The organism is Streptomyces sp. NPDC101160, from assembly GCF_044768205.1.
In the GTDB taxonomy this organism is placed as follows: domain Bacteria; phylum Actinomycetota; class Actinomycetes; order Streptomycetales; family Streptomycetaceae; genus Streptomyces.
On record NZ_JBIWPJ010000009.1, the window covers coordinates 263,369 to 277,553 of the forward strand.

The following is a 14,185-nucleotide window of genomic DNA, read 5'->3' on the forward strand; positions in this document are numbered from 1 at the left end:
ACCGCCGGGTAATCGGCTAGATATGTGGCGGCCCGCATAGTGTCCCACTCGATCGCGGAATCCGCTCAGGGAGATACGTCACAGCGAGGGAGACCGCCGGCGACCTGTACGCACGCGGAAGGGCCCCCGGGATGTCCGGAGGCCCTTCCGCGTGCGTACCTGTCGGTCGTGCGGCGCTACTCGGTCGTACGGCGCTACAACGCCGCGCCGAAGAGCATGCCGAGCCCGTACGTGACGGCCGCCGCGGCGCCGCCGAGGACGAGCTGGCGAAGCCCGCTGAACCACCAGCTGCGCGCGGTCACCCGGGCCACGAGCGCGCCGCAGGCGAAGAGCCCGAAGAGCGCGAGCAGCAGCGCCGGCCACAGGGCGGTGGCACCGAGCAGGTACGGCAGTACGGGAAGCAGCGCGCCGAGCGCGAAGGAGGCGAACGAGGACACCGCGGCGACCGTCGGCGACGGCAGGTCGTCGGGGTCGATGCCCAGCTCCTCGCGGGCATGGATCTCCAGTGCCTGCTCCGGGTCGCGGGACAGCTGCATGGCGACCTCGCGGGCGAGCGCGGGCTCGACGCCGCGGGAGACGTAGAGCGCGGCCAGCTCCTCCATCTCGTCGACCGGGTGCTTGCGCAACTGGCGCCGCTCGACGTCGAGTTCGGCCTGGACGAGCTCGCGCTGCGAGGCGACCGAGGTGTACTCGCCGGCGGCCATCGAGAAGGCGCCGGCCGCGAGTCCGGCGAGGCCGGTGATGACGACGGTCTGCGAGGAGACGGCGCCGCCGGCCACACCGGTCATGAGCGCCAGGTTGGAGACGAGTCCGTCCATCGCGCCGAAGACCGCGGGGCGCAGCCAGCCGCCGTTGACGTCACGGTGGGTGTGGTTGTCGCGGTGGGCCTCGTGGAGCGGTGCGACGGCTTCGATGATGGACATGCTTCTCCCCTGTCTTTCCTGCGGGTTCGGCGTGCCCGCCCCCTCCTGACCCCATCGAAAATACGCCCGATGTAAGGGGCGCGCCAGCAAGGTAGGCCGTACTTAGTAAGGCTCGTCTTAGTGAGGCAAGCCTGTCTGAGTGCTGCCTTACCTCGTCTCCGACGTGGCGTCACCCGGGTGACAGAAACGTTTCTGTGGCCGGGTCGGGCGGGCCGCGTGGCACAGATGGGAGCAGCGCGAAAGGGGACAGAGGATGGCCGGAACGACGCTGTGCGACCTGCGTGATCTGCGCGATCGGGCGCGGGGCGCACTGCTCGGACTCGCGGTCGGGGACGCGCTCGGCGCGCCCGCCGAGAACCTGCGCCCCTCACAGATCCGGGCCCGCTGGGGCCGGATCGAGGGCTTCGTGACGGACAGTCCGGCCGGCACCGACGACACCGAGTACGCCATCTTCTCCGGCCTGCTGCTCGCCCGGCACGGCTCCGCCCTCACCGTCGCCCATGTCGAACAGGCCTGGCACCACTGGATCGCCGACCTCGACGAGGGCCCCTTCCGCGGCGCCGGCTTCTCCGAACGCGGCACCCTGGAGAACCTCCGCCGGGGCCTCGCCGCGCCCATCTCCGCCCAGCACCGGCACGCCTGGAGCGACGGCCTCGCCATGCGCGCCGCCCCCTTCGGCGTCTTCGCCGCCGGCCGCCCCGCCGAGGCGGCCCGGCTCGTCGCCGTCGACGGCACCGTCAGCCACGACGGCGAGGGCATCTACGGAGGCCAGGCCGTCGCCGCGGGCGTGGCGGCGGCGATGGGCGGCGCGTCCGTCACCTCCGTCATCGCCGCCGCCCTCTCCGTCGTCCCCATGGACTCCTGGACCGCCCGCTCCATGCGCCGCGCGGTCGTCGCCGCCCGGCGCGTCATCCCCGACCCCCTCGAACGCGAACGCGCCGTCCGCTCCGCCGTCGTCATCGGCGGCTACCCCTGGACCGACCTCGCCCCCGAGGCCGTCGCCCTGGCCTTCGGCGCCTTCGCCGCCGCCCGCGGCGACTTCCGCACCGCCGTCCTCACCGCCGTCAACATGGGCCGCGACGCCGACACGACGGCGGCGGTGGCGGGCGCGCTCGCGGGCGCGCTGGGCGGGACGGCGGCGATCCCGGAGGAGTGGGGGGCGGCGATCGGTCCGGTGCGGGGGAGCTGCCTGCCGTCGATGCGGGGCTACCACGTCCTCGACATCGCGGACCTGCTGACCCCGGAGGAGGAGGACCGATGAGCGCGGACCTGACGACGGTGACGGATGCGTACGCCGCCGAGCACGGTGCCGAGGCGCCCGCAGAAGGCGGTGCTCCCGGCGCGGGAGGCCGCCTCGCCGCGCCGCCGTGCGCCGCTGCGCCTGCGGCGGAACCGGCGGGCGACTCCGTCGGCACCGCTGTGGAGGGTCGTCCCCCTGTGTCTCCTCCCGGCGAAGCCGGGCAGGGCGGGCGGGCACGGCCCGCGCCGGCGGGCGCCGAGCCCGCGGACGGCGCCCACGCGGACGCTCCCCCGGTACGTGGTACGCACCGCGTCCCCATACTCGGCGCCGCCCCCCGCACCCGCACCCGCCCCGCGGCCGCCCCCCGCGACAGGATCGAGGGCCTCCTCCTCGGTCTCGCCGCGGGCGACGCCGCCGGGTGGCCCGCCGCCCGGCACCGGGCCGCCCGGATGCCCGAGTGGACCCGCCGGCTCACCCGCGAGCTCGACACCTTCGCGGAGGAGAACGCGACCACGACCCTGCCCGTGCCCATCGCCCTCAACCAGCCTCCCGAGCCCCTCCGCCTCGGCCCCTCCGACGACGCCGAGTGGGCGGTGTTCACCGCGGAGGCGCTGCTCGCCGCCACGGGCCCGGGACCCCTGTTCCGTACGCTCACGCCCGAGCGGCGGCTGCGCGCCGCCGTCGACCTCGCCTGGAACTCCCTCGCGAGCCAGGTCGCCGCCGCGTCCGACCGCGCGCCCGAGGTGGAGTCCGCCGTGCTGCCGCTGCGCGCCCGGATCTCGGTCCGCGCCGGCCTCGGCAACCTCGCCGCCGGGCTGCGCCCGCCCGCCACCGGTCACGACAATCCGCACTACTTCGACGACGCCGCCTGCGCACGGGCCGCCGTCCTCGCCCTCGTCCACCCCGGGGACCCGGCCGCGGCCGCCGAACTCGCCGAGTTCGACGCCCGGTACACCCAGGACGGCGACGGCGTCCACGGCGCCCGCGCGATGGCGGCGGCCACCGCCGCCGCGGTCGGCGGGGCCGGGCCGGACGAGGCGGTGGAGGCGGCCCTGGAGCAGCTCCCGCCCGCCACCGAGATCGGCCGCAACGGCCGGCACGCGGTCAAGCTGGCCCGTACCGCCGCCACCGCCTTCGAGCTGGTCCCCCTCCTGGAGCACCAGATCGTGGACCACGTCTACAGCTACGGCATCGCCGCCGCCGAGACCGTCCCCGTCGCCCTCGCGCTCACCCTCGCCGCCCGCGGCGACGTCGCCGTCGCCGTGCCCGCCGCGGCCTGTCTCTCCCGGGTCGCCGACTCGGCCCCGGCGCTGGTGGGCGCGCTGACCGGCGCGCTGGGCGGCGGTACGGCGGTCCCGGCGACCTGGCGGGAGGCGTGCCGGACCCTCGCGGGCTGCGCGCTGCCCCGGCTCGCGGGCACCGACCTGGTCGAACTCGCCGGGCTCCTCGCAGCCACGGAACCGGCCGCCCCGGGTGGACAATTCCGACATGACACCCCTCACACCCCCGTTGGATGACCGGATCACCGGCAGCCTGGTCGGGGCCGCCGTGGGCGACGCCCTCGGCGGCCCGGTCGAGGGCTACACCCCCGAGCAGATCCTGGAACGCCACGGCGGCCGCGTCACCGGCATCGTCGGCCCCTGGAACGGCGACGCCTGGCGCACCGCCCGCCCCATCGCCCCGTACCACAAGGGCGACGGGCACGTCACCGACGACACCCTGATGACGCATGCGCTGATCAGGGTGTACGAGAAGGTCCGCGACCACCTCGACGCGTACGCGGTCGCCGAGCACCTCGTCCCCGAACTCATGGGCCGCCCGGTCTGGATCCCCGAACTGGAGGCCGAGGCCCTGCCCCTCCAGCGCGTCTTCCTCGCCGAGAAGTGGATCGTCACCCGGCTCCACTACGGCCACGCCGACCCGCGCGAGGCCGGCACCGGAAACATCGTCAACTGCGGCGCCGCGATGTACATGGCGCCCGTCGGCCTGATCAACGCCGCCAACCCGTCGGCCGCCTACGCCGAGGCCCTCGACATCGCGGGCGCCCACCAGTCCTCGTACGGACGCGAGGCGGCCGGCGTCTTCGCGGCGGCCGTGGCGGCGGCCTGCGTCCCGGGCGCGACCCCGCGCTCGGTCGTCGACATGGCGCTCGCCCTCGCCAAGGACGGCACCCGGGCGGCGATCGAGGCGGTCGCCGAAGTCGCCGACGCCCACCGGGACTTCGAGTCCGCGCTCACCCCGCTCCGCCGCGCCGTCGCCCCCTTCGACTCGGTCGGCCCCGACTACCGCGCCCCCTCCCTCGACGCCCGCCGCCCCTCCCGCGTCCACGCCGTCGAGGAGCTGCCCGTCGCCCTCGGCATGCTGCTCGTCGGCGCGGGCGACTACCGCCGTACGGTCCTGGCCGCGGTCAACTACGGCCGCGACTGCGACTCCATCGCCACCATGGCCGGCGCGCTCGCGGGCGCCCTGCACGGCGAGTCCGCCGTCCCGCCCGACTGGGCCAAGCAGATCGCCGAGGCCAGCCGCCTCGACCTCCACACCCCGGCCACGACGCTCACCGCCGTCGCCCAGGAGATCTTCACCCGCGACACCGCCCGCCGCCGCGCCCACGAGTCGGCGTACGCGACGCTGACGGGCACGAACCGATGACCGCCGGCGAAACAGCCGACGCCGGGACGTGGCACCGGGCAGCCGCCGAGGCCGGGGCCGCCCGGCCCCGCGACGGCGCCGGGGCGCGGGAACGTACGGCCACGGCCGACGGCAGGGCCGAGCGGCCCCACGCCACCGAGGCGGGAGGCGACGGCGTCCGGGCGCGGAGCCGTTCGGCCTCCATCGACGGCACGACCGATCGCCCCCGGGCCGGCGACCACGGCGAAAGCCGGCCGACCCCCACCGACGGCGAGGCCGGAGGCCGGAGCGCCGGGGCTCCGGGCCGCCCAGCGGCCGCCCGCCCTCTCCGCCTCACCTGGGTCCAGCCCGAGGACCTGGTCGGCCACGAACTCCGCCAGGCCGCCGAGGACGGCCGCGACGCCCGCGACCTCGCCGCCCGCTGGTACGCGGCCGGCGGCCACGCCGCCCCACCCGCCTCCGGCGCCTCCCCCACCCCCTGCCCCGCCCTCCGCCCCCTGGCCGAGGAAATCCTGGACGCCCTGTCCGAACTCCCCAGCCCTCTGCGCACTCAGGAACCCACCGCCCTGGCTGCGATCATCACGGCCTGCCCCCACTGGCCACCGCCCCCCGCGCGCGAAGCGGCGCGGTACCGGGGGTTCGGGGGCGGAGCCCCCGGTCTCGTCAGAGTTCCGGGAAGGGGCGGGGTGGGGGAAGACAACGCCCTGCGCGACCGCCTGCACGCCGCCTGGCTCGGCCGCGCCGCCGGCTGCCTCCTCGGAAAGCCCGTCGAGAAACTCCCCCTCGCCGCCATCCGCGCCCTCGCCCGCGCCACCGGCAACTGGCCGCTCTCGGACTGGTTCACGGCCCGCGGCGTGGCCCCGCGTCTCCTCGCCGCGCACCCGTGGAACCGGCGCTCCGCCCGCACCTCCCTCGCCGAGAACATCGACGGGATGCCCGAGGACGACGACCTCGATTACCCGCTCCTCAACCTGCTCCTCCTCCAGCGCCACGGCCGCGCCTTCACCACCGCCGACGTCGCCCGCCTCTGGCTCGACGAGCTGCCCGCCGGACGGACGTTCACCGCCGAGCGGGTCGCCTACCGCAACCTCCTCGACGGCGTCGAGCCCCCGCACACCGCCACCCGGCGCAACCCGTTCCGGGAGTGGATCGGGGCGCTGATCAGGGCGGACGTGCACGGCTGGACGCACCCGGGAGACCCGGCGGGCGCGGCCCGCCAGGCGCACCGGGACGCGGTCCTGACGCACACCGGGAACGGGGTGTACGGCGCGATGTTCGTCGCGGCCGCCCTCGCGGAGGCCGGGAGCGGCACGGCGGACGTGCACCGGGCGCTGGCGGCCGGGCTCGCGGTCGTACCGCCGGAGTCACGGCTGGCGAAGGCCGTGCGCTTCGGCATCGCCGCCGCCCGCGCGGACCGTGACTTCGACGCCGTCGTGGACCGGCTCCACGCCGAGTTCGGCGGCTATCACTGGGTCCATGTCGTCCCCAACGCCGCCCTGCTCGCCGCCGCGCTCACCCACGCCGACGGCGACTTCACGCGCTCGATCTGCGCGGCGGTCTCCGGCGGCTGGGACACCGACTCCAACGGCGCCACCGCCGGTTCGGTCGCCGGGCTGCTCGCCGGACACCCCGACCGGCTGCCCGAGCGCTGGACCTCCCCTCTCAAGAACCGGCTCTCGACCTCGGTGCCGTCCTTCGACGGCATCGGCTTCGACACCCTGGCCGCACTGACGCACTCGGAGGCAGTACGCCCATGACCAGCAGCCCCACCGCCCCCGGCGATCCGGCCGGCATCGTCGTGCTCGGCAGCACCAACATGGACCTCGTGGCCTACGTGGCCAAGGCTCCCGCCCGCGGAGAGACGGTCACCGGCCGCGAGTTCCGCACCGTGCCCGGCGGCAAGGGCGCCAACCAGGCGGTGGCCGCCGCGCGGGCGGGCGCGGAGGTGTCGATGATCGGCGCGGTGGGCGCCGACGACTTCGGCGCGCGGCTGCGGGCCGCCCTCGACCACAGCTCGGTCGACACGGACCTGCTGCGCACGGTGGAGGGCGCGTCGGGCACCGCGCACATCGTCGTGGACGACGAGGGCGGCAACGCGATCGTCGTCGTCCCCGGCGCGAACGGCACCGTCACCTCCCTCGACCATGGCGACGAGGCGCTGATCGCGACCGCCGACGCCCTGCTCCTGCAGCTCGAACTCCCCCTTTCCGTGGTCGTCGAGGGCGCCCGCTACGCCCGGGAGCACGGCGTGCGGACCGTCCTCACCCCGGCACCCGCGCGACACCTTCCGTCCGAACTCCTCACCTTCACCGATCTGTTGGTGCCGAACGAGCACGAGGCCGCCGCCCTCACCGACCTCTCCGACCCGCGCGCCGCCGGCCTCGCCCTGCTCGACGCCGTGCCGGAGGTGGTGGTCACCCTGGGCGCGGCCGGCTGTCTGTACCTGGCGCGCGGCCGGGAGCCGGTGGCCGTGCCCGCGCCACGGGTGAAGGCCGTGGACACCACCGCCGCCGGTGACGCGTTCGTGGGCGCGCTGGCCGTGGCGGTCACCGAGGGCAGGCCGATGCCGGAGGCGCTGGCCTGGGCGTCGGCCGCCGCCGCGCTGTCGGTCCAGCGGCCGGGGGCGTCCACCTCGATGCCGTACCGCACCGAGATCGAGGCGGCCCTCGGCTCCGCCGGGAACCGGGAGGCCGACCCCGTATGAGCACCGGCACAGGCACCCCGGCACGGGCCCCGGCCCCTCCCCTGCACGGACTGCGCGTCCTCGACCTCGCCACCCTCTTCGCGGGCCCGCTCGCCGCGACGATGCTCGGCGACTTCGGCGCGGACGTGGTCAAGATCGAGCACCCCCGCAGGCCCGACCCGTCCCGCGGCCACGGGCCCGCCAAGGACGGCGTCGGTCTGTGGTGGAAGGTCCTCGGCCGCAACAAGCGGACCATGACCCTGGACCTGTCCACACCGGGCGGCCGCGACACGCTGCTGCGGCTGGCGGCCGGCGCGGACGTGGTCGTGGAGAACTTCCGGCCCGGCACCCTGGAGCGCTGGGGCCTCGGCTGGGAGGAGCTGTCGGCCGTCAACCCGCGCCTGGTGCTGGCCCGGGTCACCGGCTTCGGCCAGTTCGGCCCGTACGCCCACCGGCCCGGCTTCGGCACGCTCGCCGAGGCGATGAGCGGCTTCGCCGCCATCACCGGCGAACCGGACGGCCCGCCGACCCTGCCGCCCTTCGGCCTCGCCGACTCCATCGCGGCGCTCGCCACCGCGTACGCCGTGATGACCGCGCTCACCGCGAGGCACACCACCGGCCACGGCCAGGTCGTCGACATGGCCATCATCGAACCGATGCTCTCCGTCATCGGACCCCACCCCCTCTGGTACGACCAGCTCGGCTACGTCCAGCCGCGCACCGGCAACCGCTCCCGCAACAACGCCCCGCGCAACACGTACCGGACCTCCGACGGCTCCTGGGTCGCCGTGTCCACCTCCGCCCAGTCGATCGCCGAACGCGTGCTGCGCCTGGTCGGCCGGCCGGAGCTGATCGACGAGCCCTGGTTCGCCGACGGCACCGGCCGGGCCGCGCACGCCGACGTCCTCGACGAGGCCGTCGGCTCCTGGATCGCCCGCCACACCCGCGACGAGGCCATGACCGCCTTCGAGAAGGCGGAGGCGGCCATCGCCCCCGTCTACGACGTCCGGGACGTCCTCGACGACCCCCAGTTCCGGGCCCTCGGCACCGTCACCGAGGTCCCGGACCCCGAACTCGGCCCGCTCCGCATGCAGAACGTCCTCTTCCGGCTCTCCGGGACTCCCGGCGCGATCCGCTGGGCCGGCCGGCCGCACGGCGCCGACACCGCCGAACTCCTCACCGAGATCGGCCTGACCGACGCCGAGATCGACACCCTGCGCGCGCAAGGAGCCGTATGACCGCCGCGCCTCCCCTCACCTGGCTCTACGCACCGGGCGACCGGCCCGCCGTGGTGCGCAAGGCGCTTGTCTCCGGTGCCGACGTCGTCATCGTCGACCTGGAGGACTCGGTGGCGCCGGACCGCCGGGCCTACGCCCTGGCCGCCACCGCCGAACTGCTCGCCGACCCCCAGCCCGTACCGGTCCATGTCCGCGTCCACACACCCCGCGACATCCCATCCCTGGTCTCCCTCCCCGGACTCGTCGCTCTCCGTGTTCCCAAGGTGACACACGCCACTGACATCGCCCGGATCACCGAGCTCTCCGCGGGGCTTCCGCTCTACCCGCTCCTGGAGAACGCCCTGGCCGTGGAGCACGCCTTCGCCATCGCCACCGCCCACCCCTCGGTCCACGGCCTCGCCCTCGGCGAGGCCGATCTCGCCGCCGACCTGGGCGTACGGGAGGACCGCGGCCTCGACTGGCCGCGCGGCCGGGTCGTGGTCGCCGCCCGGGCGGCCGGGCTCCCTCCCCCGGTCCAGTCCGTGCACCCGGACGTCGGCGACCTCGACGCCCTGGCCGAGAGCTGCGCCCGGGGCCGGGCCCTGGGCTTCCTGGGCCGGGCCGCGATCCACCCACGGCAGCTGCCGGTCATCGAACGGGCCTACCTCCCCGCCCCCGACGAGATCGCGGCGGCCGAGGAGGTCGTCAAGGCCGCCGAGGCCCAAGCCGGCGCCCTGGCCCTCCCCGACGGCCGCTTCGTGGACGCCGCCGTCGTCACGCGCGCCCGCCGCGTCCTGGCCCTGGCCGCCCGCCGCGCCTGACCGCAGGGCGAAACGGCGGAGGCCCGCCGGAACCAGTCGGTCCCGGCGGGCCTCCGCCGTGTGTCTTCCGTGCGCGGGTCAGCGCCCGCCCGCCCCGGCCCCGTTCCCGGCGCCGTCCTTCTCCCTGGCGGCGGTCTCCTTCTCGCCATCGGCATCAGCCTCGGCCTTGACCTCGGAATCCTCCGGAGACCTGTCCTCGACAGCCGTGTCCTCCGCGGACTCGTCCGCCTTGCCCTCGACGCCCTTGACGCCCTCGGCGCCTTCTCCGCCCTCGGCGGGCTCGCCCTCGGCGGTCGCCTTCCGCGGCTCCACGATCTCCTCGCGGCCCGGGCGCAGCTTCGACGAGACGATCATGTACACCACGGCGAGCAGGCCGACGACGATCGCGGTCCACACGTTGAGGCGCAGGCCGAGGATGTGGTGCGCCTCGTCGATGCGCAAGTACTCGGTCCAGACGCGGCCGGAGCAGTACGCGGCGACGTACAGGGCGAAGGCACGGCCGTGGCCCAGCTTGAAGCGGCGGTCGGCCCAGATCACGAGGAAGCCGACGCCGACGTTCCACAGCGACTCGTAGAGGAAGGTCGGGTGGTAGAGGCCGGCTTCGCGGTTGGGGCCCTCGGTGATCTTCAGCGCCCACGGCAGGTCGGTCGGCTTGCCGTACAGCTCCTGGTTGAACCAGTTGCCCCAGCGGCCGATGGCCTGGGCGAAGGCGATGCCGGGCGCGATGGCGTCCGCGTACGCCGGGAGCGCGATGCCGCGGCGGCGGCAGCCGATCCAGGCGCCGACGGCACCGAGCGCGATGGCGCCCCAGATGCCGAGGCCGCCCTGCCAGATCTTGAAGGCGTCGACCCAGTTCTCACCCTCGCTGAAGTACAGCTGGTAGTCGGTGATCACGTGGTAGAGCCGGCCGCCGACGAGGCCGAAGGGCACCGCCCAGACGGCGATGTCGGCCACGGTGCCGGCGGTGCCGCCCCGGGCGATCCAGCGCTTGTTGCCGAGCCAGACGGCGACGAAGACACCGATGATGATGCAGAAGGCATAGCCGCGCAGCGGGATCGGTCCGAGGTGGATCACGCCGGTCGACGGGCTGGGAATGTAGGCAAGGTCCATGGCAACACCGACGCTACCCTGCCGGGCGGGCCGTGCGGCAGCCAGCCCGGCAACTTCTCCGTAACTACCTGCGGGACGTCAGTGGCGGGCGGGGGATCCCGCGGCCGGGGAGGCGGTGCCCGGCTTCTTGCCCTTGTTGGCCTCGGCGACCCACTTCTTCAGGTTCTCCGGGGAGATCTGCTCGTTCCCCTTCTGCGGGAAGATCGATTCTCCGTTGAGCAGGACGGACGGCGTGCCGGTGAAGTCGCTCTTCTTGAAGGCGTCCTGCGACTTCTTCACCCAGCTGTCGTGCGTGCCGTCCTCGACGCAGGCACGGAAGGCCGGCGTGTCGAGGCCCGGGACCTGCGCGGCGAGCTCGATGAGCTTGGCGTTCTTCGCGTAGGCGTCGTCGGTCTCCTGCGGCTGGTTCTTGTAGAGCACGTCGTGGTACGCCGTGAACTTCCCGGCGTCCTGCGCGCAGGCGCCGGCGTTCGCGGCCCGCAGCGAGCCGCTGCCGCCGAGGTTGCCGTCGATCAGGGTCACCAGGTGGTACTCGGCCTTGAGCGCGCCGGACGCCTCCAGCTGGTGGATGCTGTCGCGCATGACGCTCTCGAACTGGGCGCACGCGGGGCAGCGGAAGTCCTCCCAGACGGTGAGCGTGGACGGGGCGTCCGGGCGGCCCTGCGGGATGGCGGGCTTGTCGCCGGGGATGGCACCGGTCGGCTCGACGACGGGGCCGGCCTTGTCGGAGGTCCCCTTGCCCCCGCTGTTGGCGGCGATCACGCCGACGACCGCGGCCAGGCCGAGGACGCCGACGACCGCGGCCGACACGATGAGGACACGTCGCTGCTTTTCGCGGGCCTTGTCGCGCTCGCGCTGGTGCCTGAGGCGCTCCCGCGCGCTCTGGCTTCCGTCTCGGTTCTTCTCGCTCACGCCCACAGCAACGAACCGGGGAGGCACGGGCGTGCCTCCCCGGTGACGAATCCACCCGTATGGGTTACGAGGTGCGGCGCACGCCCTCGGCGAGTTCGGCCGCCAGTTCCCTTACGGCGCCGAGCGCGGCGGTCTCGTCGCCATCCGCGTCGAGCATGCGCTTGACGAAGGCGGAGCCGACGATGACGCCGTCGGCGAAGCCGGCGACCTCGCGCGCCTGGGCGGCGTTGGAGACGCCGAGACCGACGCAGACGGGCAGCTCGCCGGCGTCGGCGTCCCGGGTGCGGCGGACCAGGTCGGCGGCCTGCTCGCCGACCGACTCGCGGGTGCCGGTGACGCCCATCAGCGAGGCGGCGTAGACGAAGCCGGAACCGGCCTCGGTGATGGTGGCCAGGCGCTCGTCCTTGCTGCTGGGCGCGACCACGAAGACCGTGGCGAGCCCGTGCCGGGTGGCGTGCTCGCGCCACACCGCGGACTCCTGGACCGGCAGGTCCGGCAGGATGCAGCCGGCGCCGCCGGCCGCGGCGAGCTCCTCGGTGAAGCGCTCGACGCCGTAGCGGTCGATGGGGTTCCAGTAGGTCATCACGAGGACCGGCTTGCCGGTGGCCTCGTGGGCCTCCTTCACCGTGCGCATGACGTCGGCGATCCGGACGCCGCCGCGCAGCGCGATGTCGTCGGCGGTCTGGATGACGGGGCCGTCGAGGACCGGGTCGCTGTGCGGCAGACCGACCTCGACGACGTCGGCGCCGCCGTCGAAGACGGCCTTGATGGCGGCGATGCCGCCGTCGACGGTCGGGAAGCCGGCCGGGAGGTACGCGATGAGCGCGGCCCGGTTCTCGGCCTTCGCCTTGGCCAGGGTGTCGCTCAGGAGCTGGATGTTGCCGGTCACTTCGCGTCCCCCTCGATCTCGGCGATGTCGGCGGCGTCCGCGGCCACCTCTGCGTCGGTGTCGTACAGCCCGAAGTAGCGAGCGGCGGTGTCCATGTCCTTGTCGCCGCGGCCGGAGAGGTTGACGACGATCAGCCCGTCCGGGCCGAGCTCCCTGCCGACCTCCAGGGCGCCGGCGAGGGCGTGCGCCGACTCGATGGCCGGGATGATGCCCTCCGTACGGGAGAGCAGTCGCAGCGCCTGCATGGCGGCGTCGTCGGTGACGGCGCGGTACTCGCCGCGGCCGCTGTCCTTGAGGTACGAGTGCTCCGGGCCGATGCCCGGGTAGTCGAGGCCCGCGGAGATCGAGTACGGCTCGGTGATCTGGCCCTCGTCGTCCTGCAGGACGTAGGAGCGGGAGCCGTGCAGGATGCCCGGCTCGCCGGCCGTCAGGGTGGCCGCGTGCTCACCGGTCTCGACGCCGTGGCCGGCCGGCTCGCAGCCGATCAGCCGGACGTCGGCGTCCGGGATGAACGCGTGGAACAGGCCGATGGCGTTGGATCCGCCGCCGACGCAGGCGACGGCCGCGTCGGGCAGCCGGCCGGCCCGCTCCAGGATCTGCCGCCGGGCCTCCACACCGATCACCCGGTGGAAGTCGCGGACCATGGCGGGGAACGGGTGCGGGCCCGCGACGGTGCCGAACAGGTAGTGCGTGCGGTCCACGTTCGCGACCCAGTCGCGGAACGCCTCGTTGATGGCGTCCTTCAGCGTGCGGCTGCCGGACTTCACCGCGACGACCTCCGCGCCGAGCATGCGCATGCGGGCGACGTTGAGGGCCTGGCGCTGGGTGTCGATCTCGCCCATGTAGATGGTGCAGTCGAGACCGAACAGGGCGCAGGCGGTGGCGGTGGCGACGCCGTGCTGGCCGGCGCCGGTCTCCGCGATCACCCGGGTCTTGCCCATGCGCTTGGTGAGCAGCGCCTGGCCGAGCACGTTGTTGATCTTGTGCGAGCCGGTGTGGTTCAGGTCCTCGCGCTTCAGGAACACACGGGCGCCGCCGGCGTGCTCGGCGAACCGCGGCACCTCCGTGAGGGCGCTCGGGCGGCCCGTGTAGTTGACCATCAGGTCGTTGAGTTCGCGCGCGAACTCCGGGTCGTTCTTGGCCTTCTCGTACTCGACGGCGACCTCGTCGACGGCGGCGACGAGGGCCTCCGGGATGAACTTGCCGCCGTAGGCGCCGAAGTAGCCCTCGGCGTTGGGGATCTGACCCTCCGGGTCGGGAATGAAGAACTCGCTGGACATGCGGATGCGCTCCTCGCGGGGCGGGTGCCCCGGGTGACGTGGGTTGGTGGTCACGGTATGCGCGCGTGTCACTGACGTACGGCAGCCTGCCCCTGGGCGTGCCCGCGCCGCGCCCGCCCCGACCGGGCCTCGGCCCGTGGGACGACTCGCCTCGCGGCCGCGTGACGCCCGACCCGCCCGGACCTCGGCCCGACTGGGCGACTTGCCTCGCCGTCGCCCCCGCCGGGACCTCCGCCCGACGCGTGGCGCCTCGCCCCGCCCGGACCTCGGCCCGCGGGACGACTCGCCTCGCGGCCGCGTGACGCCCGTCCCGGCCCGCCCCGTGCGGGGCTTCGCCCCCCCGTTGTGGGCAATCGTCCCGCAGGGCGGGACGGGTGGGCACAACGGGACGTCGCCCCGTGCCGGGCCTAGGCTCCTCGCGCGTTGACCCGGCACGACGGCGACGCGGTCGTGGTGCGGGTCCAGGCGCAGGGAGCGGAGGG

The 14,185-nt window shown here is 74.6% G+C and carries 12 protein-coding genes; 7 read left to right on the plus strand and 5 right to left on the minus strand.

Translation table 11 applies throughout. The annotated features are described in order from the left end of the window. Positions 1–194 precede the first annotated feature (194 nt). Complete coding sequence (locus ACIRSU_RS29040; protein WP_403798144.1) at positions 195–923, minus strand: VIT1/CCC1 transporter family protein; 729 nt, start codon at positions 921–923, stop codon at positions 195–197. Positions 924–1,176: 253 nt separating this feature from the next. Between ACIRSU_RS29040 and ACIRSU_RS29045 the strand changes: the two genes are divergently transcribed. From ACIRSU_RS29045 to ACIRSU_RS29075, 7 genes are all read left to right on the plus strand, one after another. Next, positions 1,177–2,184: an ADP-ribosylglycohydrolase family protein gene (locus tag ACIRSU_RS29045; RefSeq protein ID WP_403798147.1), complete on the plus strand. Its 1,008-nt coding sequence runs from the start codon at positions 1,177–1,179 to the stop codon at positions 2,182–2,184. A gap of 176 nt (positions 2,185–2,360) precedes the next feature. Beyond that, positions 2,361–3,680: an ADP-ribosylglycohydrolase family protein gene (locus tag ACIRSU_RS29050; RefSeq protein ID WP_403798599.1), complete on the plus strand. Its 1,320-nt coding sequence runs from the start codon at positions 2,361–2,363 to the stop codon at positions 3,678–3,680. Further along, complete coding sequence (locus tag ACIRSU_RS29055; RefSeq protein WP_403798149.1) at positions 3,652–4,812, plus strand: ADP-ribosylglycohydrolase family protein; 1,161 nt, start codon at positions 3,652–3,654, stop codon at positions 4,810–4,812. The genes ACIRSU_RS29050 and ACIRSU_RS29055 overlap by 29 nt, the downstream gene beginning before the upstream one ends. Then, complete coding sequence (locus ACIRSU_RS29060; RefSeq protein WP_403798151.1) at positions 4,809–6,548, plus strand: ADP-ribosylglycohydrolase family protein; 1,740 nt, start codon at positions 4,809–4,811, stop codon at positions 6,546–6,548. The genes ACIRSU_RS29055 and ACIRSU_RS29060 overlap by 4 nt, the downstream gene beginning before the upstream one ends. Beyond that, entirely contained in the window at positions 6,545–7,495 is a 951-nt protein-coding gene (gene rbsK, locus ACIRSU_RS29065) for a ribokinase (protein WP_403798153.1), read from the plus strand. Before ACIRSU_RS29060 ends, rbsK begins: the two co-directional genes overlap by 4 nt. Beyond that, positions 7,492–8,712, plus strand: a complete 1,221-nt coding sequence (locus ACIRSU_RS29070; protein ID WP_403798156.1) for a CaiB/BaiF CoA transferase family protein — start codon at positions 7,492–7,494, stop codon at positions 8,710–8,712. The genes rbsK and ACIRSU_RS29070 overlap by 4 nt, the downstream gene beginning before the upstream one ends. Next, positions 8,709–9,512 carry an HpcH/HpaI aldolase/citrate lyase family protein gene (locus tag ACIRSU_RS29075; protein ID WP_403798158.1) on the plus strand — a complete coding sequence of 268 codons (804 nt, stop codon included), beginning with the start codon at positions 8,709–8,711 and terminating at the stop codon, positions 9,510–9,512. Before ACIRSU_RS29070 ends, ACIRSU_RS29075 begins: the two co-directional genes overlap by 4 nt. 78 nt (positions 9,513–9,590) lie before the next feature. Here the strand turns inward: ACIRSU_RS29075 and lgt are convergent, their stop codons facing one another. The 4 genes from lgt to trpB form a co-directional block, all read right to left on the minus strand. Next, positions 9,591–10,622, minus strand: coding sequence for a prolipoprotein diacylglyceryl transferase (gene lgt / locus ACIRSU_RS29080; RefSeq protein WP_403798161.1), 1,032 nt, complete (start codon positions 10,620–10,622; stop codon positions 9,591–9,593). A gap of 78 nt (positions 10,623–10,700) precedes the next feature. After that, the gene (locus ACIRSU_RS29085) at positions 10,701–11,534 is read right to left on the minus strand and encodes a DsbA family protein (RefSeq protein WP_403798164.1); all 834 of its coding nucleotides are present in this window, start codon (positions 11,532–11,534) and stop codon (positions 10,701–10,703) included. A gap of 64 nt (positions 11,535–11,598) precedes the next feature. After that, entirely contained in the window at positions 11,599–12,423 is an 825-nt protein-coding gene (trpA, locus tag ACIRSU_RS29090) for a tryptophan synthase subunit alpha (RefSeq protein WP_403798166.1), read from the minus strand. Further along, positions 12,420–13,703, minus strand: coding sequence for a tryptophan synthase subunit beta (gene trpB / locus ACIRSU_RS29095; RefSeq protein ID WP_403798168.1), 1,284 nt, complete (start codon positions 13,701–13,703; stop codon positions 12,420–12,422). The genes trpA and trpB overlap by 4 nt, the downstream gene beginning before the upstream one ends. Between the last annotated feature and the right edge of the window lie 482 nt (positions 13,704–14,185).